Annotated in this window: 21 protein-coding genes, 1 tRNA gene and 3 pseudogenes; 17 read left to right on the top strand and 8 right to left on the bottom strand. The window is 56.4% G+C overall.

The window, feature by feature from the left end:
• Positions 1-26 precede the first annotated feature (26 nt).
• Positions 27-1,442, bottom strand: coding sequence for an aminotransferase (locus tag DWF74_RS03055; RefSeq protein ID WP_102863568.1), 1,416 nt, complete (start codon positions 1,440-1,442; stop codon positions 27-29).
• A gap of 58 nt (positions 1,443-1,500) precedes the next feature.
• On the bottom strand, positions 1,501-2,601 hold the full coding sequence (locus tag DWF74_RS03050) for a polyamine ABC transporter substrate-binding protein (RefSeq protein WP_115580289.1): 1,101 nt from the start codon (positions 2,599-2,601) through the stop codon (positions 1,501-1,503).
• A gap of 394 nt (positions 2,602-2,995) precedes the next feature.
• Between DWF74_RS03050 and DWF74_RS03045 the strand changes: the two genes are divergently transcribed.
• From DWF74_RS03045 to DWF74_RS30365, 4 genes are all read left to right on the top strand, one after another.
• Positions 2,996-3,069, top strand: a tRNA-Cys gene (locus DWF74_RS03045).
• Between the two features lie 223 nt (positions 3,070-3,292).
• Complete coding sequence (locus DWF74_RS03040) at positions 3,293-3,682, top strand: (deoxy)nucleoside triphosphate pyrophosphohydrolase (protein WP_115580288.1); 390 nt, start codon at positions 3,293-3,295, stop codon at positions 3,680-3,682.
• Positions 3,630-4,499: an HNH endonuclease gene (locus DWF74_RS03035; protein ID WP_240322016.1), complete on the top strand. Its 870-nt coding sequence runs from the start codon at positions 3,630-3,632 to the stop codon at positions 4,497-4,499. The genes DWF74_RS03040 and DWF74_RS03035 overlap by 53 nt, the downstream gene beginning before the upstream one ends.
• A 14-nt stretch (positions 4,500-4,513) precedes the next feature.
• Positions 4,514-4,702 carry a hypothetical protein gene (locus DWF74_RS30365; RefSeq protein WP_144404871.1) on the top strand — a complete coding sequence of 63 codons (189 nt, stop codon included), beginning with the start codon at positions 4,514-4,516 and terminating at the stop codon, positions 4,700-4,702.
• Between the two features lie 260 nt (positions 4,703-4,962).
• Here DWF74_RS30365 and DWF74_RS03030 read toward each other — a convergent pair whose 3' ends face one another.
• Positions 4,963-5,724 (bottom strand): hypothetical protein, encoded by a 762-nt coding sequence (locus DWF74_RS03030; RefSeq protein WP_115580286.1) that lies wholly within the window; start codon positions 5,722-5,724, stop codon positions 4,963-4,965.
• A 416-nt stretch (positions 5,725-6,140) separates the two neighbouring features.
• Positions 6,141-6,752 carry a tyrosine-type recombinase/integrase gene (locus tag DWF74_RS03025; RefSeq protein WP_115580285.1) on the bottom strand — a complete coding sequence of 204 codons (612 nt, stop codon included), beginning with the start codon at positions 6,750-6,752 and terminating at the stop codon, positions 6,141-6,143.
• A gap of 75 nt (positions 6,753-6,827) precedes the next feature.
• On the opposite strand from DWF74_RS03025, the gene DWF74_RS03020 reads away from it, so the two are divergent.
• On the top strand, positions 6,828-7,193 hold the full coding sequence (locus DWF74_RS03020) for a hypothetical protein (RefSeq protein ID WP_115580284.1): 366 nt from the start codon (positions 6,828-6,830) through the stop codon (positions 7,191-7,193).
• Positions 7,194-7,713: 520 nt separating this feature from the next.
• Positions 7,714-8,055, top strand: coding sequence for a phage holin family protein (locus DWF74_RS03015; protein WP_115580283.1), 342 nt, complete (start codon positions 7,714-7,716; stop codon positions 8,053-8,055).
• A 45-nt stretch (positions 8,056-8,100) separates the two neighbouring features.
• Here the strand turns inward: DWF74_RS03015 and DWF74_RS03010 are convergent, their stop codons facing one another.
• Positions 8,101-8,847: a hypothetical protein gene (locus DWF74_RS03010; RefSeq protein WP_115580282.1), complete on the bottom strand. Its 747-nt coding sequence runs from the start codon at positions 8,845-8,847 to the stop codon at positions 8,101-8,103.
• A gap of 289 nt (positions 8,848-9,136) precedes the next feature.
• On the opposite strand from DWF74_RS03010, the gene DWF74_RS03005 reads away from it, so the two are divergent.
• The 10 genes and pseudogenes from DWF74_RS03005 (at position 9,137) to DWF74_RS02965 (ending at position 15,409) form a co-directional block, all read left to right on the top strand.
• The gene (locus DWF74_RS03005) at positions 9,137-9,454 is read left to right on the top strand and encodes an HNH endonuclease (protein WP_115580281.1); all 318 of its coding nucleotides are present in this window, start codon (positions 9,137-9,139) and stop codon (positions 9,452-9,454) included.
• A gap of 173 nt (positions 9,455-9,627) precedes the next feature.
• Complete coding sequence (locus DWF74_RS03000; RefSeq protein ID WP_115580280.1) at positions 9,628-10,158, top strand: P27 family phage terminase small subunit; 531 nt, start codon at positions 9,628-9,630, stop codon at positions 10,156-10,158.
• On the top strand, positions 10,121-11,956 hold the full coding sequence (locus DWF74_RS02995) for a terminase large subunit (RefSeq protein ID WP_115580279.1): 1,836 nt from the start codon (positions 10,121-10,123) through the stop codon (positions 11,954-11,956). Before DWF74_RS03000 ends, DWF74_RS02995 begins: the two co-directional genes overlap by 38 nt.
• Positions 11,953-12,141 (top strand): hypothetical protein, encoded by a 189-nt coding sequence (locus DWF74_RS02990; RefSeq protein ID WP_115580278.1) that lies wholly within the window; start codon positions 11,953-11,955, stop codon positions 12,139-12,141. Before DWF74_RS02995 ends, DWF74_RS02990 begins: the two co-directional genes overlap by 4 nt.
• 2 nt (positions 12,142-12,143) lie before the next feature.
• Entirely contained in the window at positions 12,144-12,800 is a 657-nt protein-coding gene (locus DWF74_RS02985; RefSeq protein ID WP_115580277.1) for a phage portal protein, read from the top strand.
• Positions 12,781-13,440, top strand: a pseudogene (locus DWF74_RS30905) (phage tail protein); the annotation flags it as partial. The gene DWF74_RS02985 and the pseudogene DWF74_RS30905, both read left to right, overlap by 20 nt.
• A 66-nt stretch (positions 13,441-13,506) precedes the next feature.
• Positions 13,507-13,848: a gp53-like domain-containing protein gene (locus DWF74_RS30900; protein ID WP_430757483.1), complete on the top strand. Its 342-nt coding sequence runs from the start codon at positions 13,507-13,509 to the stop codon at positions 13,846-13,848.
• Positions 13,849-13,859: 11 nt separating this feature from the next.
• Positions 13,860-14,288, top strand: a complete 429-nt coding sequence (locus DWF74_RS02975) for a phage tail assembly chaperone (RefSeq protein ID WP_115580275.1) — start codon at positions 13,860-13,862, stop codon at positions 14,286-14,288.
• Between the two features lie 51 nt (positions 14,289-14,339).
• A complete protein-coding gene (locus DWF74_RS02970) occupies positions 14,340-14,891 on the top strand; it encodes a glycoside hydrolase family 19 protein (RefSeq protein WP_115580274.1) in 552 nt (183 codons plus the stop codon).
• The gene (locus DWF74_RS02965) at positions 14,888-15,409 is read left to right on the top strand and encodes a lysis system i-spanin subunit Rz (protein WP_115580273.1); all 522 of its coding nucleotides are present in this window, start codon (positions 14,888-14,890) and stop codon (positions 15,407-15,409) included. Before DWF74_RS02970 ends, DWF74_RS02965 begins: the two co-directional genes overlap by 4 nt.
• Before the next feature lie 241 nt (positions 15,410-15,650).
• On the opposite strand, the gene DWF74_RS02960 is transcribed toward DWF74_RS02965, so the two are convergent.
• The 3 genes and pseudogenes from DWF74_RS02960 to DWF74_RS30360 all read right to left on the bottom strand — a co-directional run.
• Positions 15,651-16,892 carry an MAC/perforin domain-containing protein gene (locus tag DWF74_RS02960; protein ID WP_115580272.1) on the bottom strand — a complete coding sequence of 414 codons (1,242 nt, stop codon included), beginning with the start codon at positions 16,890-16,892 and terminating at the stop codon, positions 15,651-15,653.
• A 124-nt stretch (positions 16,893-17,016) separates the two neighbouring features.
• Positions 17,017-18,096, bottom strand: a complete 1,080-nt coding sequence (locus tag DWF74_RS02955; RefSeq protein ID WP_115580271.1) for a hypothetical protein — start codon at positions 18,094-18,096, stop codon at positions 17,017-17,019.
• Positions 18,097-18,185: 89 nt separating this feature from the next.
• Positions 18,186-18,458: pseudogene (locus DWF74_RS30360) on the bottom strand (integrase core domain-containing protein); the annotation flags it as partial.
• 401 nt (positions 18,459-18,859) lie between these two features.
• On the opposite strand from DWF74_RS30360, the pseudogene DWF74_RS02945 reads away from it, so the two are divergent.
• A pseudogene (locus DWF74_RS02945) lies at positions 18,860-19,087 on the top strand (transposase domain-containing protein); the annotation flags it as partial.
• Positions 19,088-19,810 lie beyond the last annotated feature (723 nt).

Below are 19,810 nucleotides of genomic sequence, written 5' to 3'. Positions count from 1 at the left end.
TGCTGTCGGTGCCCGTTGTCGATTCATCAACCCAGGTACTGGCCGTCACGGCGCAGCTCGGCTGCAGCCTCGAGGATGCATTCGCGCAAGGTATCGACGATTTCGTCGATCTGCGCACGGGTGATGATCAACGGTGGCGACATGACGTTGAGATGGCCGATGGGGCGCACCAGCAAGCCCTTGGCCTGGGCTCGCAGGTGGATGCGTTCGGCAATGTTCAGGGCCTCCGGCAACAGGCTCTTGCTGTGCTTGTCGGCGACGAACTCGACGCAGGCCATCAGCCGCTTGCAGCGTACATTGCCGACCAGGGGCAACTGCGCCAGGGTCTGCAGGCGTTGCTCCATGTAGACCCCCACCTCTTCGACATGGGCCAGCAGGTTTTCCCGCTCGATGATCTCGATGTTCTTCAGCGCCGCGACGCAACTGACCGGGTGCCCACTGTAGGTGAAACCGTGGGTGAAGCAACGGCCCTTGCCCGGCTCGCCGATCACCTGCCAGATGCGTTCGGAGAAAATGCAGGCCCCCAGGGGCAGGTAGCCCGAAGTCAGGCCCTTGGCGGTGGTGATGATGTCCGGCTGCATGCCGAACACGTCCTGGGAGGCGAAAAAGGTGCCCAGGCGACCGAACGAGGTCACCACCTCATCGGCGACATACAGCAGGTCGTAGCGCTGGCAGATTTCCCACATGCGCCGGTGATAACCCTCGGGCGGAATGATCACTCCGCCTGAGCCCATGATGGGTTCGGCGAAGAAGGCGGCCACCTTGTCCGGGCCGATGGTGAGGATCTTGTCCTCGAACTCGGCCACCAGAAAATCGAGGAAATCCGCCTCGCTCATACCGGCCGGGGCGCGGTAGTAGTTGGGGCAGGAGATGTGGTGAAACAGGTCGCTCATGAAGTCGAATTCGGGAGCGCGGTCGGCGGCCTTGTTGCCGATGGACATGGTCAGGAAGGTCGAGCCGTGGTACGCATTGATCCGCGAGATCACATGCTTCTTCTCATGTTTGCCACGACTGTTCTGATAGAACTGCACCAGGCGGTAGGCGGTGTCCACCGCAGTGGAGCCGCCAGTGGTCAGGAACACGTGGTCCAGGTCCCCCGGTGCCAGGCTGGCGAGTTTTTCACAGAGCTGGATGGCGCTGACGTTGGCCATGTCGCAGAACGGATTGGAATAGGCCAACTGCCGTACCTGATCGGCAATCGCTTCAGCCATTTCCTCACGGCCCAGGCCGATGTTGGTGCACCACATGCCACCGACCGCATCCAGGTAGCGCCGGCCGGCGGTGTCATAGATATAGGCACCGTCACCGGCAGCGATGTTCAGCGAGCCCTGCTCGCGGTGCTCGTCGAACATATGAAAGCCGTGCATGTAATGGGCCTTGTCGGCGGCCACCAGTTGTGGGTCGTCGAACTGTTGAAAAAAGGCTTCGGGTTGGATGGCCATGGGCTTCACCTCGGGTTGAACCATTGGACGCAACGTCCGTGGAATGGGTAGGCATGGATCACTTGCCGATCTTCACCATGTTCCAGGTGCGGGTGATCAGGCGGGTGCTGGCGGGGGACTGTATCTTCTGGGTGAACAGTCGCTCCCGGGTCTGGGCATCGGGGTAGATCGCCGGGTTGTCACGCACCTCGGTAGCGAGCAGCGGGATGGCCTTGAGGTTGGCATTGGCATAGCGGATGTAGTCGCTGACCTCGGCCATCACCTGCGGCTGCAACAGGTACTCGATAAAGGCATGGGCATTGGCCACATTCGGTGCATCGGCGGGAATGTAGAAGTTGTCGAGCCAGATCAGCGAACCTTCTTTGGGAATGAAATAGTCGAGCTTGACCGGTGCCCCCGCTTCATTGGCCCGGGCCTGGGCGGTGGCGTAATCGCCGGACCAGGTCGCACTCAGGCACAGGTCGCCATTGGCCAGGCCATTGAGGTAGCTGGTGGAGTCGAACTTGCGGATATAGGGCCGTATGGCCATCAAGGCATCTTGCGCGGCCTTGAGGTCTGCGGGCTCGGCGCTGTTGGGATTGCGCCCCAGCCAGGCCAGCACCAGCGGCAGAATGTCCGTAGGCGAGTCCTGCAGCGTCACTCCGCAATCAGAAAAGCGCGACACCACCTTGGGATCGAACAGCATTGCCAGGGAGCCGATGGGCGCGTCCGGCATCCGCTCACGGATCTTGTCGACGTTATAGGTCACCCCATTGCTGCCCCAGGTATAGGGCGCCGAGTACTGCACCCCGGCGTCGTAGTTCTCCAGGCTTGTCAGCACCTGGGGATCGAGATTCTGCCAACTGGGCAACCACTGCTTGTTCAGCGGCTGGAACACCCGCGCCTTGATCAAGGGCGGTACCAGCGCCGCGTTGAGTACCACCAGATCGTAGCCGGAGCGCCCGGGCAGCAACTTGCCCTGTACGGTTTCATAGGAATCGAAGGTGTCGTAGATCACCTTGATGCCGCTGGCCTTCTCGAAGCCGGCGAGGGTGTTCTCGCCGATATAGTCCGACCAGTTGTACAGCCGTAGCGTCTTGCTTGCGGGCTCCTCGGCCTGCACCCAGGCTGCCGCCACTATCAGAACCACGCCAAACACCGCAGGGAATGCTGTACGCATGCTGGAATTCCGCCTTGAGCCTGATGGGAGGAGCCCGGGTCGAGCCGTTGGCGCTACTGTCCGCGAGCGGCCGCACACACGCCATAACCCGATCGGGTAGGTGAGTGAGGAACAGGCAAGGGCGAGCTATCGGACTTGATTTATGCAATCATCCAGCCCCGTCGGTGACTTCGAGGCGTATTGGCCCGCCCGGAAACCTGTAGAAACAGCCCGGCAGAAAAAATATCGAATAGGAGTTGCCAGGAATGGAAAACATGTCCATAATTGCGACCATTCCTCAGCGAGGAAACGGAAAAACTCTTTAGAAATCAAAGAGTTGCGAGATGAGGTTGATCTCGAAAGCCGTTCCAGTTTGTAGGTGTTCAGTGTTGTCATTCAGGCATTGGACATTTGGGGCCGAGTAGCAAAATGGTTATGCAGCGGATTGCAAATCCGCCTACGCCGGTTCGATTCCGACCTCGGCCTCCACCCTTGAAAACCCCGTAGATTAACGTCTGCGGGGTTTTTTATTGCCTGGGATTTGGGTAATCGCTTCCGCAATTTTTTAGATCACTTCCGCAATTCGCCTGTTTTTGGCGTCGCACTGAAGAGAATTTCCCTTCCCGGAGTGCGGGCTGGTGATGGTTCTCGGCTAAGATGTTTTCCCTTCGTTCCTATGGATCTTTCGGACTTGGCGATAAGGAATCGCGCTATGAAAGCACCAGTAGCTGCCGCGGTCGTACATCGCGACGGGAAAATTCTTATCACGCGCAGAGCTCCAGGCCAGAAGCTGGCGGGCATGTGGGAGTTTCCGGGCGGTAAGCTTGAGCATGGCGAAACACCGCAGGACTGCATCACCCGTGAACTACGTGAAGAGTTGGGTGTTGAGTCCGTCGCCGGCGAGATTCTCACTTCTTCGATTTACACCTATCCCGGCGGCACGATCGAACTGATCGCCGTCAGCGTCGTTTTGCAATCCATCCAATTCGTCCTGCAGGTACATGACCTGATCGAGTGGGTGCGGCCTCACGAGTTACTGCAATACGACCTTGCTCCTGCTGATGTTCCAATTGCTGAAGAGATCATCCGAATATATGGTTAATTTTGTTCCTCCAGTCCCAGGCTCTAATCTCAATAACGACGATCTGACGCAGTTGTTTCAATGCAGTCCGCAAGGTGGGATGCGCCGCTCAAATCGTACTAACACCCTCGTCATCGTTTCGAACCATGTGGCGTCCATTTATGACGATCGCTGGGTTAATGATGTGCTGCACTACACCGGTATGGGTCAGCAGGGTGATCAGTCGCTGGAGTTTAATCAAAACAGAACGCTGAACGAGTCCCGTGCCAACGGCGTATCCGTGCATCTGTTCGAAGTATTCACTGCTAAAACCTATACCTACATTGGTGAGGTGATGCTGGCTGATGAGCCTTATCAGGAGAGGCAGCCTGACGTTGAGGGGCAGGAGCGCTTTGTGTGGGTATTCCCGCTACGCCTCAAGTCAGGTGCTCTGCCGGCCATACCAGATTCCACACTGCAACAGCTAAACCAGGTGAAGGAGAAGCAAGCGCGTAAATTGAGTGATGCTGAGGTAGAGGCCCTCGCTCGGCGCCAGGGGCGGGCCAGTGTTGGAAAGCGCAGTGCCAAAGTTACCCAGCATCAGCGTTCGGCCTGGGTAGCGGAGCATGCCAAGCGCAGATCCAAGGGGCGGTGTGACTTGTGCCAAGAAGCTGCACCGTTCAACAAGAAGGACGGAACCCCTTTTTTGGAGACGCACCACATTGTGTGGCTTGTAAAAGGCGGGGCCGATACGGTGGAGAATACAGCTGCGCTTTGCCCCAATTGCCACCGCAGAATGCATGTGCTGGATGATGATGCAGACAGGCAACTATTGACCGCACGGTTGAACGGTTTTTAATTCGGGAGTTGGATATGGAAGAAGAAATTAGTTTTGAGCACGAAGGTACGACGTATACCAGCCACTACATTGTTCATGGAGACGATTTGGTCGTTTATCTTCCTGATGGCAGCCAGCGGACAACTACTCTTCGTGGTCTTGATCCTCAAATGGCAGCACTGACCCACTTGCGTGGTTTTGTACTGCGTTTGAATAAGGCTTGAGTGGGGGCTTTGTGATGGCACTTGTTGCTATGTAGTGTCTTGGTTCTTTGGCTAGAGCAGCATTCAGATCGCGTTGGATCACGACTGCTTTCGGCCAGGAGCTGTCGCCCACGTAATCAAATTCGATCCCAAGCGGCCCTAGCGTTGGGTCACGGGGCGGGTCTAGCTCGCCCAAGTGAGCGTAGAGAACGATTTAAACCACTCCTAGGTTGTGCTGCCGGACCAGACTCTTTGAGTTTCATAGATGGAGTTTTTCAGAGCTAGCGCCCGTAAATCTCTCTGTATCCATTCAGCTGTTTCAATGCTTCTTTGAAGCTGCCAGGCGCTTGTGTGCCTCGGGCCAGAAACAATGTGGTTGGGAGTCCAAACATAACTATCTCTTTTTCTGGGTTGGCATGGCGGGCCACAGCTTCTTGCTTTTGGGCTTCTGACAACCAAGCTTCCTCATGTCGCAGTGTCATAATCTTTGTCAGTTCATTTATGTGCGCGTAAACAAGCTCGCAATATTCGATTGCCACGCATTCCGAAGGAATCAATCCTTTATGGATGACCGCATTCCTAAATTCTTTCCAATTTTTAGTGTCTCCCCGCGATGTATTAGGCAAAGTTGGCTTCTTGTTATCGATCACTTCTGGACATTCTTTAGACCATAAAAGCATGGAAAATATGAAGGCGCCGAACTGGCGCTCTGACGCCACATCAATCAGTCGCCAGGCTGCGTGCAATTGTTCTTCCGGGACTTCCATGCTAGAACTAATGACACGCATGCATAGTTCGTAAAATCGTTCAAGCGCCGCGGCAATAGTGGCAATTGCTTCTCTAGGATAACCATCCGCTAAAGCCATAGCGCCGATTTCGAAGAGAATCTCGTGCTTATGCTGAGTCAAAGCTATGAAGGTTTTATGGCCACGAGTACAGATAACCTCGTGAATATTGCTTTCACCAAGCTCTAAAAAAGAGAAAACCGGCTCCTTAACTCCATCCAGTTCGAAACACTTAAAACAAGGTATTTTTACTTTCAACTTTAGCTCCTATTGATACAGAGGTATTGCGCAAAACAAATAGAGCATATATGTGGTGTTGCTTCTGCAAATTATATTTGATAGCGCCCCTATTCATGGACAAGTCCATCACAATTGCGCGGTATAACCATCATTGAGTTAATATTCGATTTCACTATCTATTGACCTGGTATTGACTCCGTTCGCCGCTGGTTTTGGCCGAAAATTGTTCGTCACATTAATCGATACGGCCCATCATTTGGTTTGCTTGAGTCTAGCTTGGATGCTTAGGTTGCGAGATGATTATCTTGGCAACCAGCCGCCATTCTTTCCGACCATAAGGTAGTACACCATTGTCCGGTTCGGGTCGAAGGTAACAGCCGCGGGTGTCCGCTTCTGGCCGTTAGCTGCCAATTACGATTTTTGGATGCGGGGATTCACTTCGTAGGTTTAACGATCTCCCCAACTCGCCGGTAGACCTTCTTGGTCATCTCCTCAGTTGAGTGCCCAAGCAGTCGGCTTGCATGGGTCAACTCAATTTCACTGGCCGCCTTCGGCCGAATATCCTTGAACTGAAACTGCCGAATGTTGACCGCCAATGCCGGATCGCCATCGGCCGCAGCCTTGATGGCGGCCTTCTCCCGCGCGTCGTCCCAGCGGTTGCGCAGCATCTGCTGGCTCATTCGTAGTCCTGACGCGTTGGTGATCAGTGTCGATGTCCTGATGCCATTAATGGCCCTGCGTTCCTGCAGGTCCTCGATAAAGGCACTCAATCCTGATTGGATGCCTTCGTCCTCCAGGCGCAGCCGGAGGCGCTTTTCGGTCTTGCCCTGACCTATCAGTAAAAACCCATTGTTCAGGTCGGTGGCGGCGATCTTGAGCACGTCTGCGGGGCGTTGTCCGGTCAGGTAGGCCAGGTCCATCGCGTCCTTCAGCTCCTGCACCGCCTCGGCGTAGACCGCATTCCATACGGTCTCGCCGGCGTAGTAGTCCCTGGGCTTTTCCTTGTTGCGGCGAACGCCGAAGCACGGGTTGGCTTTGTCGGTCATGGGCCTATCAGAAGCCGACCAACTGGGGGCGCGGCTCTGCCTTGCAGGTGGCGCCGATGGAGGAGGAGCCTTGCTTTGATTAAGCGAATCGACGAGATGCTCAAACTCTGGGCCCAGGATCTGCACATGCCCACGACCCTGGCCATCGGCACCGCAGGCGGCGGTAACATGATCGCCATGCTGATGGAGTGCAAAGGCGAGCTGATACGGGGAACCCGGGGCAGTCGGGTGCTGCTGGATGAATCGGCCGATATCGAACTGATCGTCAACAAGCACCTGCCGCCCGAGCTGGCCCTGGTGGTGATGGAGCATTACTGCAATCACGACAGCCTGCTCTCGCAGAAGATGCTGCACTGCGGTTGTAGCGCCAGGACGTACTACTTGCGCTTGCATGAGGCGCACGTGTGCATCGACGGCTTGCTCATGGGGAGGGCTGCTTGAGCCTTACCCTGGCTGCGTTTGTTGCTGTCCTACTGGCTCGCCTTGTCCGACTGCGTTTTAACGCAGCAGGACAAGCGCGGGCCTTGTCATTCGTGGGCTGTCCTACTGTCCAACCTCTCAGCGCGTCATGCGCACACATGAGCGTAGCGGGCACACACTACGCGCCGTGGGCGCGCACGCGTGCCTTTCAATTTCTTCTTACATGCGAGAAAGGAAAGATAGAGGTAGGACAGTAGGGCAGAGCTTTGTATTTCGGGGCCTGTAGCTGTCCTGCCTGACTCACTATCAGTGGGACAGGTGGGACAGCGCCAAAGGCGCTGAAAGCCGAAATAAAGATATTCGCCGACATTGCCTAGGCGTTCACTAGACATTCACCGGGTGGCGTTAAAACAGGGTTGCTGCCAGTAAAATCCACCTGTAAAAAGTAGCCATCTTCGATAGGTGCGACCGCAGAGAGCGGCAGGCACCCACACACCAAACCCGGCCCTTGCGCCGGGTTTTTGCGTTTAAGGGGCAGGCGATGACGAACGAGCAACAAGCACTGGCAGAGATGCCGATCTGGTTAGTGATCGTCCTTGCCCTTGTGGGCGGCGTTTCCGGGGAGATGTGGCGGGCAGACAAGGAAGGGGCGCGAGGTTGGGCATTGGTTCGGCGTCTCGCGCTGCGGTCCGGTGCCTGCATCATCTGCGGCATGGCTGCACTGATGCTACTGATCGGTGCCGGGGTTTCAATCTGGACGGCGGGCGCCTTCGGTTGCCTGACCGCGATGGCTGGGGCGGATGTTGCCATTGGCTTGTACGAGCGCTGGGCGGCGCGCCGGATTGGCGTCTCCGACCACCCGCCCGAAAGCGGAGCGGCCTAAGAATGAAGAAAGCCCAACTTTAGTCGAGTTGGGCTTAATTCTGGATTATTTACTATTTATGAGTTGTTTTGGTTGTTTTTCTTTTAGAAGAGTCTCTCTCAGAACTCGACCTGTTTTGCTGTCAAATTTGTATACAGTGTGGTCGGATATCAGGAAGGTGCTCTTAGCGTCTATTGCTAGAAGTTGGCCTGATATCTTTATGTTGTCATTAGTTATAATGGTGTATTCCTTGGTTACTTTATTTTTCGCATTTATACCCATGTTGCTAATGATGGCTTGTGTGCCTCTTTCAATGCCATGATTCATTCCGATCAAAGGCGCAAAAAATAAGAGATATAGGATGTACCCTCCTGAAATTCCTTTCAGAGTGATTGCTATCCATGTTGTTTCATTTTTCACTAATAGGAAAAAGTAGATTATTGCTGTAATTACAAATGGAATCCATGGTAGCAGGTAGCCAAAATATGGCACCAAATCAGGCCAGCTCAAAATGCTAGTCAGAATTTGTGAGTATCCTATAAGCAGGATAGTTGAGTTTGTTAGTTCAAGCTCGCCTATCATTATTCCGAACTGTTCATAATAAGCCGTTAGCTCTATGTGTCCATATATGTATATGGATGTTTGTATAAATAGTGCGAGGCAGATCAATAGTTTTAAGGCGAAGTCTTTGTCTGTCTCCCTGATTTTGGGTGGTGTCTCAGTCGTTACCGGTGGAGCACCACAATCCGGATAGGTGATGGTTAGGGGCGTCGTAAATTCCACTTTGACTTTCTTTTCTTTTTTCCAGAACACGTTTCTTCCTTGATCTGTTGGCGGGTAGTTAACGTCGGCTAGTGTATCGACAACTTCTCTAGAAAGAGAAATGCCTAGAGGTGGTTTTTTAGCTGGGCGAACCTGAGGGGAAGTGTTGCAGATAGCACCATCAGCTTGCTGAAATTATTTTCATCGAGATTGCGTGGTGTGATTGAAGTCACTTTGCAAAAGGAGAGCTCGTGACAGCACTAACCTACCTGGCAACGAGTGCCTTCACTGCTCGAGTTTTCTGTATGAGTAACTTTGCGTATGTCTGGAAGATGGGCTGATGGCTGCGCCTGCGCCGCCAGCGAAGGTCATCAGCCCCTACAACTACCGGTGGCAGCAAGCGCGTGAAGGTTTTCTGCGCAAGCATCCGCTGTGTCGCAATTGCGAGCGGCGCGGCATCGTCGAGGCGGCCGGTGTAGTTGACCACATCGTTCCTCACCGCGGCGACATGACCCTGTTCTGGGATCGCAACAACTGGCAGTCGCTCTGCATCCCTTGCCACAACTCGTACAAGCAGCGGCTGGAGAAATCCGGGCACGAGGTTGGCTGCGATCAGGGCGGAAAGCCCCTGGATCCGGGCCATCACTGGAATCGGTGAGCGCGCACCAAAACTGTGCAAAAAATGACCATTTTTTTGGGGGGGGGGCAAAAAATCCTTTCCCGAAAACGTTCTAGACCGTTCGCCCCTCTCTCTGTGCAACGCCGGGAAAAATGGCAAGGGGGGGTATGAAAAGGTCAGGGGGTTAAGGCCCGATTTTCAAGGAGGTTCACATGGCTGGAAACGGCAACTCAGGTCGGACGGCCAAGCCGACAGTGCTGCATTTATTGGATGGCAACAAGAGCAAGAAGAACTTCGGCGCCTTGATGGATGACCTGACATCCCCGGCGATTCCGGTTCAGGCCCCGCCGATGCCCGACTGCCTTTCCGATGGTGCGGTCGCCGAGTGGGAACGCCTGGTTCCAGACCTGCTGGTCCTCGGGCTGGTGACCAAGCTCGACATGATGGCGCTCGCCAGTTACTGCGAAGCCGTCGCCGATTGGCAGGGCTTCCGTCGCCGGATTGCAGAGGTCAATGCTCAGCACGCAGGCCTGGAACAAGGCGACATCCAAACGTTCGCCACCGGAGCCAAGCAGATTTCCATCTGGCGCCAGTTGGCGAACGACGCCGAGAAACGTGCTAACGCCGCCGGGGCGCAATTCGGATTCTCGCCTATGGCGCGTCGCAATCTGAAAGTCACGGCGCCACAAGGTGAGCTGTTCCCTAATGAGCCAAAAGACGCCGCCAGCAAGTACTTCAGCTGATCTGGACCGTGCCACCGAGTTCGCTCGGGCGGTCATTGCCAAGCAAATCGTTGCTGGCCCCGATGTTCGCAATGCCTGTCGTCGGCACATGCGCGACCTGCGTAGCGGGCACAAGCGTGGCCTGGTCTTCGACTTGGAGTCAGCCAATCGGGCCATTGGCTTTTTTGAGGATGTCCTCTGCCTCAACGGCGGCGAGTATGAAGGGCTGCCCTTCATCCTGGCCCCGTGGCAAGCCTTCATCGTGGGCAGCCTGTTTGGCTGGAAGACTGAGGACGGCTACCGGCGCTTTCGGATCGCCTACATCGAGACGGCCAAAGGCAGTGGCAAGTCGCCCTTGGCGGCGGGCATCGGCCTGTATGGCTTGGTTGCGGACGGCGAGGCTCGGGCTGAGATCTACGCTGCAGCCACGAAAAAGGATCAGGCCATGGTCCTGTTCCGTGATGCGGTGTCGATGGTCGACATGTCGCCGCACCTCAACGCTCGGCTGCATCGCTCGGGTACCGGGGACAAGGTTTGGAACCTGTACTACCCGAACGCGGGTTCGTTCTTCAAACCGATCAGTGCCGACGATGGCCAGTCCGGCCCGCGTCCGCACATCGGGTTGCTGGATGAGGTGCACGAGCATAAGACCGCGACGGTCATCAACATGCTGCGCGCTGGCACCAAGCACCGGAAGCAGGCGCTGATCGTGATGATCACCAACAGTGGCTCGGACAAGACCAGCGTTTGCTGGGAGCACCACGAACTGGGCTCGCGGATCTGCGCAGGCAAGGAAGACAACGACAGTGTCTTCGCCTTCATCTGCAGCCTGGACAAGGGCGACGATCCGTTCAAGGACGAAAGCTGTTGGCCCAAGGTGAACCCAAGCCTGGAGTTCGCTCTGGACGGTCAGGTCGATGGCATCCCGGGTCGCAAGTACTTGCGTGAACAGGTCGCCGAAGCCCGCGGTATGCCGTCGAAAGAGGCGGTGGTCCGGCGGCTCAATTTCTGCGAGTGGACACAGGCCTCTGCACCGTGGATTTCATGGGACGTCTGGAGTCAGGCTGCGCAGCGGGTGCGGATGTCGGTGTTGCGTAACCGCCCTTGTGTGGGCGGACTTGACCTGTCCAGTACCACTGACCTGACCGCTTTTGTGCTGCTGTTCTTCCCGACATACGAGGATCCGCACTGGCGGTTGCTGCCGTATTTCTGGATCCCGGATTTCCAGCTGGCTGATCGAGAGAAGCGCGACAAGGTGCCGTACCTGGCCTGGATCAAGGCCAAGGAGCTGGAAACAACGCCGGGCAAGGCCATCAGCAAGCTGTTTGTGCTGCGGCGCTTGCAGACCATCTGCGGCTACTTCGACGTGCGCAAGATCGCCTATGACCGCTGGCGTATCGAAGATCTCCAGCAACTGATGGATGAGCACGACATCTGCTTGCCGGAGATCGCGCCCTTTGGTCAGGGCTACAAGGACATGGGCCCCGCGGTGGACGAGTTCGAGCGGCGTCTGCTGGGCAACATCGAGCGTGCGCCACCTGTGCTTGATCCGGACGCCGAAGACGCCGAGTTGATCAACGATGCCACGGTGGCCGATCTGGTTGAGCCACTCCGGCACGACGACAACCCGGTCATGACCTGGTGCGCGAGTAACGCGGTCATCACCGCCGACCCGGCCAACAACCGCAAGGCGGACAAGTCCAAGGCCATCGGGCGCATTGACGGCATTGTCGCCAGCATCATGGCGACGGGCATCAGTGGTTCGGTCCCTGTGGCTTCCTCGGGTAAATCCATCTACGACGAAGGGGTAAGCATTTGACTCTTATCGCATGGGCCGCTTGGCTCGTCGGCGCGTTGGGCTTCGGCCTGCTCATTGCCGGTATCGCGTTGATCCACATTCCGGCGGCGTTCATCGCGGCCGGGCTCTGCCTGCTGGTCTGGGCCTACATTGCTGATAAGGCCGCTGCGGCCTTGCACAACAAACAATCTCCCGGAGGTGGCTGATCATGTTCTTCAGCAATCTGCTGGGGCCCCGTAGTGGGCTTACTGTCAATGACGGTGCCGGATTGTGGAGCAGCCTCATTGGCTCTGTCCGGTCTGCGGCGGGGGTGAAGGTCACCGCGGAGAGCGCGCTGGCGATTACCGTTCTGCAGAACTGCGTCACGCTGTTGGCCGAGAGTGTGGCGCAGCTGCCGCTGGAGATGTACCGACGCATGGGGGAGGGCAAGCGTGAAGCCGCCTTGAATCATCCGCTGTATGACGTGCTGCGCTACCAGCCCAACCCCTGGCAGACGCCTTATGAATACCGGGAGTGCAGTCAGCTTGCGGTGGGTTTGCGGGGCAATGCCTATAGCTTCATTGACCGGCACGACGACGGATCGGTGAAGGGGCTTTACCCCCTACACAACGATAAGGTCAGTGTGCTGAAAGGGGCTGACCTGATGCCGTATTACCGGATCGGGGCGCAGGATCCAGTGCCCATGCGACTGATTCACCATGTTCGCTGGCACACCAAAAATCACTACACGGGCATGTCGCCGATTGAGCTGCATGCCGATGCTGTGGGGCTGGCCCAGGCAGTACGGCAGTACGCCGGCAAATCCTTCCAAAACGGCACGGCTGTCAGCGGCGTGATCGAGCGGCCCAGCAGAGAACGACAATGACCAGTTGCTGGCGGCGATCAAGGCCATTGTGCGGGACTCGATCCCGCCGGAGAAGATCCGCACCACGCTCGCTGAGTACGGCATTACCGACGCTTACACCAAGTCGGTGACGTACACCAAGGCAGAGGTCGAGGCGCTGCTAAAGAACATGTCAGCGCTGCCTGTGGGGGCCATGGTGCCGTTTCCAAAAGGGACCGTGCCGGCGGGCTTTCTGGAGGTGGATGGCAGCGTGCAGAGCGTTGCGACCTATCCCGACTTGGCGGCGTACCTGGGGACCACCTTCAACAAGGGCGACGAGGGTGCCGGTAACTTCCGACTGCCAGAGTCGCGCGGTGAGTTCCTGCGGGGCTGGGACCATGGGCGCGGTGTAGATGTAGGCCGGGCTCTCGGTAGTTGGCAGGATAGCGATAACAAAGCACACACTCACGGATCTACTGCAGGTGCTGCATGGAAGTTTCTTTCTTCTGATGCGACAGGCGGTGCGGGGTTGTCAGGTGGTTCCGGCTCAAGGGTCACATATACGGCGGACATTACGAGTTCTGGCGGCTCTGAGGCGCGCCCGCGCAACCTTGCGGTCATGTGGTGCATGAAGGCGTGGAACGCCCCAGTCAATCAGGGAAACATTGATGTTGCCGCACTGGCCCCGTTGGCGGCTCAGGCGACGGAGATTAATCAGGGGACGGCCAAGATTGCTACCGATGCGCAGATGCTAGACAGCGCAAACGACGCGGTTATCGCAACGCCGAAAAAACTTCGCAAGGGCTTTGCAGTCGGCCTCGGACAGAATGGCCATGTTGCGCTCCCCTGGTGGCTTGGCAGCCTTGTATTGCAGTGGGGGAGCGTCCCAGTAAGCTCTACAAGCGCAGCAATCGCATTCCCGATTGAGTTCCCGAATGCTCTTTATACGGTTATTGGAAGTCCTGTTGGCACTAGCTCTTCCTCCGGTGCAGGTGGCGGGGCAATTTCAAGCGGCTCACGCACAGGGACGACAGTCTATGTGTGGGGAACAGGAAACTGGACGTACCGCTGGTTTGCAATCGGCAGCTAAAGGGGAAGTAAATGAAGCGTTTTTATAGTCGGTCCACGGGGTGTACGTACATCGTCGGTATTCACCAAGTTGTGCCGCCTGATGCGGTTGAAATTTCGGCCGAACGCTATGATGCGGTGATCGCAAATCCAGCATCCGGAAAGATTCGCGCTCACGATGAGCAGGGGCTGCCATATCTTGTTGATGTGCCCGAAGTGGTCCCGGATCTGGCTGCACAGGAACGCGAGTGGCGAGACGCTGAGCTGGCGTCGGTTATGTGGTTGCGCGAGCGCCACCGGGATCAGCTGGAAGTTGAGGCCCCTACGACGCTGACAGTCGAGCGGTTCAAGGAGCTGCTTGTGTACCTCCAGGCTCTGCGCGACTGGCCGCAGTCTGCGGATTTTCCTGATGTTCAGCACCGTCCTGCAGCGCCGCCCTGGATCGCTGAGCAGTCCCAGTAAACGCCCCGCATTGACGGGGCGTTTTCATTTCTGACCTACGAGGTTCTACTTATGCCCATCACAACGCAGCAACTGCTGCAGATCCTCCCCAACGCCGGCGCTAAAGCCGGCGTTTTTGTTCCTGCTCTCAACGCCGCCATGAGCAAGTACGGCATCGTCACCCGCCTGCGCATGGCGGCGTTCATCGCGCAGATCGGTCACGAGTCCGGCCAGCTTCTGTACGTGCGCGAGCTGGGCAGCGATCAGTACTTGAGCAAGTACGACAACGGCACCTTGGCCAAGCGTCTGGGAAACACCCCCGAAGCGGATGGCGACGGCCAGAAGTACCGGGGCCGGGGGCTGATTCAGGTCACGGGCCGGGCGAACTATGAAGCCTGTAGCGAAGCTCTGTTCAGCGATGCTCGACTGCTCAACACCCCGGAGCTGCTGGAAAGCCCGGTCTACGCCGCTCTGTCGGCTGGGTGGTTCTGGCAGAAGGCCGGCCTGAACACCCTGGCCGACAAGGGCGACTTTCTCGCCATCACCAAGCGCATCAACGGCGGTACCAACGGCCTGGCGGATCGCGAGGCGCTGTATGAGCGTGCGTTGAAGGTGCTGCCTTGAAGGCCCCGGGTTGGTTGTTGCCAGCCCTGGCCCTGGTGTTGGGGTTCGCCCTAGGTGGTTGGCTGGCCTGGACGTGGCAGGCCAACGCCTACGGCAAGGATCTCGCTGATCAGGCCGAGGCGTACAGCACTGATCGCGAGCAGGCCGCCACGGCGGTGATCAACTGGCAGGAAACCCAGCAGGACGCCCGCCGGGCGCTGGAGGACCGCCTGCAGGCGAATGACGAAACCCATTACAAGGAGCTGCGCGATGCTCAAACGAAGCAGGCTCGCCTGCGTGATCGGCTTGCTACTGCTGACCTGCGGCTGTCAGTCCTACTCAACACCGCTGCCTCGGGTGGTAGCGGTGGGGTGTCAGCCACCGCCAGCACCTGCGGCGTGGTTCATGGAAGAGCGCGAGCCGAACTTGACCCAGCGGCTGCTCAACGAATTGTCACCATCGCCGGAGACGGTGACCAAGGATTGATCGCTTTGGCGGCCTGCCAGAGCTATATCAAAGAAATCGTTTCAACGAAGTAAAAAGGAGCGGTCGGGCCAGATGCGTCAACATCTAACCCGGCTGCTGTCCTCGCAGAAAGTTTCTGCAAGTCCCGCCAAGGCTCTTGCTCTGTACATAAAGCGCGGCGAGATGAGGTGCTTCGGCCCATCGGAAGCATCCCGCCCGCGGAGGCCGTAGCAAACCACTGCACCGCTCTGGAAACTCCGGCCATAGCCCCCGTCACGAAGAGCAGTCAGCCCCCGGCAAAACTGGCGCGGTTCATCACCCGTTGCTGAACAGAATCTGCTGCACGCGGGTCGTATACTTGCCAATATCGATCACCGTCTGCCGGTTTCTGACCGTATTATAGGTATGATATTCATCCATCAATTTCAGGCAACGTCGCGCCACCCGCATATCCCTGAGAAGCGCCAGGGTCGGGTAGAGTTCCATGTGATCGATCACGTCCCAATTGATGGCGGGTTTCAATGATTCCGTCCAAGCATCATAGGTGTTCGCGGTGACGGATCCGCCAATCTTGGTCAGGGACGTCTTCTCGTACTTGCTGATATTCGATTCCGATTCCTCATGGCCTTCGCTATGGGTGTAGTCCGAGCCACCACCGAAGCCCTTGATGGCCAACTTGAAGCCGACCGAGAACTCCTTTTCCTCCGACCGGGATTCCGTGTATTCCGATACCTCGGCGTTTTCCTCGCTGACCAGCATGCCGCCCAGGGTGAAGGTCCGAGCGACATAGTAGCCGCGGCTGTTCAAGGTTTCGATCAAGTTGACATAGGCGTCAATTTCGTAGCTTGGCGAGATGGCCGTGGCGATGGCGCTTTCGAAATCGGAAACCAGGACGAGGTTCGCGCGCTCTTGGGAGAGGGCGACCTTATTCACCATGTACTTGCCAAGCAGGTACTGTTTTACTTTTTTCGATGTCGTCGTATGGGATTGGGCATAGGAGAAGTCGGTCTGGCCTCCGCCGATGGGGGTTGTCACCGATACCGAGCTTTTGTCGGAAGTGGTCAGGGCCAAGGTGTTCCCCACCTCGGAAAAGGTGGAGATGACGCGGTTCTCGCTCATGTAGGTGGGCTTGGTCGACGCGGGGAGCTGGTTGGCGTTCCATGAGGCGATACAGGGCTTGAAGGTCCGATAAAACCCCTTGTCTTCCGCCGCCGTGATGCCCCGATAGATTTCAATCTCGTTGAACAGGGCCAGCTTTTGGCTGGTGGTGAGATGATTGTAACGGTCCACCGTCTTGTCCGGATCCTCCAGGCCCGTCGACGCCACGCCAATCATGAGCGTGCCGGAGCCATCGGCGCCGACCAAGGCCGACAAGTGCACGTCGTCTTCGTCATCCCGATCGACCGGGGCGCCGCGGAGAAGAAAATCATCGGCGGAGGTCATAAGCTCTTTGCTGGTTAGAACCTCGCGGGTTGCCGTTAATGAGGCGTTCAGATCCAGGGCCACGTTGCGACGTTGACCATCGGTGCGTTCGACTAAAACAAGTGTAGTTGCCATATGTCTTATTCCTTTTTTATGTGTATCTTTAAAGGGGATAATCCAATTACCCTAGAGGTGGTAAGTATCGTGGTGGGCGGTAGGGCGCGTTCATCTCATTTGATATGAGGTGCAGTGATCGTTTTCAATCCACGGCCCAAGGACCGGGCGTGTTCAGGACGTTAATGACCTTGTCAGCGGATTCCTTGTCCTTGAAGACGAAGAAGTAAAAGATAACCGCGCCAATGACGTTCTGGTTGGGGTCATCTTCTTTGAGAACCTGGATCGAGCCGAAAGTTTGGTCTGATTGGGGGCCGCGCGAGGGGGCGCCCGTCTCGATGGAATCGCCCGGTACGTAGACATCCCCGGACGGGTCTCCTGGAGTGAATCGCTCGTTTGCCGCCACGCTCTTGAGATTTAGGCTCGCGCCCTGAAAAGCCATCGATCGGGGGGCGGTGGGCGCGGGCGCTTCCATGTTACTGGTGTAGGTTTTGCCATTTTTTTTATAACTAGTAAGACGCCATGTTTTCACCGTTATTTTTTGGTAATACACAACTTCCTGTGTTGGTATGTTGAGTGATGCCGTACTCTCAATTTGGATAGAATTATTAGAGCTTTGATAGCGTCTCAGGGTACTGAAGGATTGATGGTTGGGGTTGTCCCCATATGTATTGTAGAGGGAGCTGCAGATAGTGTCCTTTTCGCTGCTCACCGAATAACCAAAGCCAGCCGCGCCCCAGGAACTGATTTCGAAGTTCACCACTGAGCCTTTCTCGCAGATGACAACCCGATCGTAGAAGGCGTTGCTCTGCTCGTTGGTCGGTTGAACATCCCTCAGCATGATGGGATCGAATTTTCCCTGGTTGGCGGTTATGGCCTTGCTGTCACTCTTATTCAGAGTGATCCGAACCCCGGCGTTCCGGTTGTAGAGCCAATCCGTCTGGGTGCCAAAAAGGTCGGTCTTGTTTCCGGCCACCAAAGCCATTTGCACGATGGTGTTGGTGTTTGTCGTGGGGTCGGGAAAGGCAATGCTTGAAATGGGCTTGCGGGCCTCTACGGAGCGATCGTTCAGGATGGTTTTTTGTTCAGTGAACCCATTGTAATATATGAAGTTGTAATCATCCGCCGCCGCCCCGATCTTGTTTCGAAGCACGGAAAGGTAGTCTGTGGGGAGGGCATCAACAATACGTTTGTTACCGCTCAAATAGACGGAGTACTGTGACATGGGATATTGCTTCCTAGTTTGATGGATTCCCTAGGATAGTACATATACAAATTGGACTTGCCCCTACAAAACCGGACACCAACTCCCCGTTAAACTGATGCAGCTGCCAAGCGCCTGAACTCCCTCGGCGAGCGATAGTTCAATGCGCTGTGCGGATGCTGCTCATTGTAATGCTCAAATGCAATTGCCAGGTTACGCAGCGCCGTTTCTCGATCCGGCTTGGGCATGTGCGCGACGTAATCCCGCTTGATCGTCTTCACGAAGCTATCGGCCATGCCATTGCTCTGCGGGCTGCGCACCGGCGTGGTCACTGGCTGCAAACCGATCTGTCGAGCAAACAGGCGCGTCTGTTCGGCGGTGTAGGCCACCTCGGCGCGGACGTTGGAATCAACCCGAATGCCGCCCGCCTCGTCCAGGTAGTCGCTCACCCGCAGGCGGCAAATCTCTGTAACCGTCATGCCGGTGCCGAAACACGTCAACAGCAAGGCCGCGTCTCGGGTGCCATTCTCGGGACTACTGACCCTGGCGACCTTCACCGCATGCTCCAGCTGCTGATCCTCGATCACTATCGCCTTGGGCATTGTTCACTCTACGACGTGATTTTCGATTAATCCCGACATAGTATGGCGACAAAAAAGCCGGGGATAGCCACGACCCTTTTGATTTCGCGGTGTTCACGGAAAATGAGAGGGGGCCTATAGGGATATAGGTGTAAGCAATAAGCCAGAATGACTTTAGATATGCAGTCGTATGCTGTGAGCCTTGGGTCGAAAACACGATCAGGCCATGGGCGCTTGGGCGTTCCAATTGGCTGTTCGCCGGATCTCTGCGCGGCGGCAAACGGGCGGCAGCAATCATGAGCCTCATCCAGTCGGTACGCATGAACGGGCATGATCCATATGCTTATCTCAAGGATGTGCTGATGCGGTTGCCAACGCAGCAGGCCAGTGAGATCGACCAACTGTTGCCGCATCAGTGGATGCGCGCTTAATGTGCGCAAGGTAACTTGTTTTTCGGTTTGGGCAGGCCGCGTGCATTCAAGATGACATTCAAAGAAAGGATACCAATGGATAATGCTTTAGAGGTAGAGCCGGGCGCTGAGAAAATCATCGGGCATTGCGACGGATGTGGTCATGAAACCAGAACCTTTCGCGGGTTCGTTAATGACCAAGACGGTGCGTACGCAGTTTACCTTTGCACGTATACAGCGTCTCATCCCGAGTTAGGTGTTGACATGGCCATAAGCATGGGAGGCTGGGGAGTGGGCAATGATCCCTCGCTCAAACAGTGTGTTGCTCTGGAGTGGCGTCAGAGTGAAACCGGGCCAGGCTGTCGAGTAATAGATGCTTCTGACTCTCGATGGCACGGTAATGACCGCCTTGGAAGGATGCTGAGTAGAGAGCAAGCCATGAACTCCGCTAAAGCGACAGAAGCGTTTGCTGTTACTGATGCCGTTTGGCAGAGTGACCAACGCTTGGCGGCAGCGCTTGCATAGACCAAACTGCGGCGAGCATGCTGGCCAGGCCATTGTTGCAATCGGATTTGAAAGGTGTGTTGAGCAGCCGCTTATTCTAGATATGCAGTCGTATGCTGTGAGCCTTGACTATCGGGCTGAACCAGAACCGCACCGGCGGTCCGCTTTTGGCCGATACCGGCCTTTAAATACGGTAGTAAGGAGGGGGTGGATGCCTATCCTCTCTGGAGTTTCTTTGAT

The organism is Pseudomonas protegens (genome assembly GCF_003363755.1).
GTDB classification, from domain to species: Bacteria; Pseudomonadota; Gammaproteobacteria; order Pseudomonadales; family Pseudomonadaceae; genus Aquipseudomonas; species Aquipseudomonas danubii.
The sequence above is the reverse complement of the archived record's forward strand: the minus strand, read 5'-3'. Positions and strand labels throughout refer to the sequence as shown.

Excerpts from the sequence above, each read along its gene's own strand:
- DWF74_RS03055 (WP_102863568.1), bottom strand. The coding sequence starts at position 1,442 with ATGGCCATCCAACCCGAAGCCTTTTTTCAACAGTTCGACGACCCACAA.
- DWF74_RS03050 (WP_115580289.1), bottom strand. The coding sequence starts at position 2,601 with ATGCGTACAGCATTCCCTGCGGTGTTTGGCGTGGTTCTGATAGTGGCG.
- DWF74_RS03040 (WP_115580288.1), top strand. The coding sequence starts at position 3,293 with ATGAAAGCACCAGTAGCTGCCGCGGTCGTACATCGCGACGGGAAAATT.
- DWF74_RS30365 (WP_144404871.1), top strand. The coding sequence starts at position 4,514 with ATGGAAGAAGAAATTAGTTTTGAGCACGAAGGTACGACGTATACCAGC.
- DWF74_RS03025 (WP_115580285.1), bottom strand. The coding sequence starts at position 6,752 with ATGACCGACAAAGCCAACCCGTGCTTCGGCGTTCGCCGCAACAAGGAA.
- DWF74_RS03015 (WP_115580283.1), top strand. The coding sequence starts at position 7,714 with ATGACGAACGAGCAACAAGCACTGGCAGAGATGCCGATCTGGTTAGTG.
- DWF74_RS03005 (WP_115580281.1), top strand. The coding sequence starts at position 9,137 with ATGGCTGCGCCTGCGCCGCCAGCGAAGGTCATCAGCCCCTACAACTAC.
- DWF74_RS03000 (WP_115580280.1), top strand. The coding sequence starts at position 9,628 with ATGGCTGGAAACGGCAACTCAGGTCGGACGGCCAAGCCGACAGTGCTG.
- DWF74_RS02995 (WP_115580279.1), top strand. The coding sequence starts at position 10,121 with ATGAGCCAAAAGACGCCGCCAGCAAGTACTTCAGCTGATCTGGACCGT.
- DWF74_RS02985 (WP_115580277.1), top strand. The coding sequence starts at position 12,144 with ATGTTCTTCAGCAATCTGCTGGGGCCCCGTAGTGGGCTTACTGTCAAT.
- DWF74_RS30900 (WP_430757483.1), top strand. The coding sequence starts at position 13,507 with ATGCTAGACAGCGCAAACGACGCGGTTATCGCAACGCCGAAAAAACTT.
- DWF74_RS02975 (WP_115580275.1), top strand. The coding sequence starts at position 13,860 with ATGAAGCGTTTTTATAGTCGGTCCACGGGGTGTACGTACATCGTCGGT.
- DWF74_RS02970 (WP_115580274.1), top strand. The coding sequence starts at position 14,340 with ATGCCCATCACAACGCAGCAACTGCTGCAGATCCTCCCCAACGCCGGC.
- DWF74_RS02960 (WP_115580272.1), bottom strand. The coding sequence starts at position 16,892 with ATGGCAACTACACTTGTTTTAGTCGAACGCACCGATGGTCAACGTCGC.
- DWF74_RS02955 (WP_115580271.1), bottom strand. The coding sequence starts at position 18,096 with ATGTCACAGTACTCCGTCTATTTGAGCGGTAACAAACGTATTGTTGAT.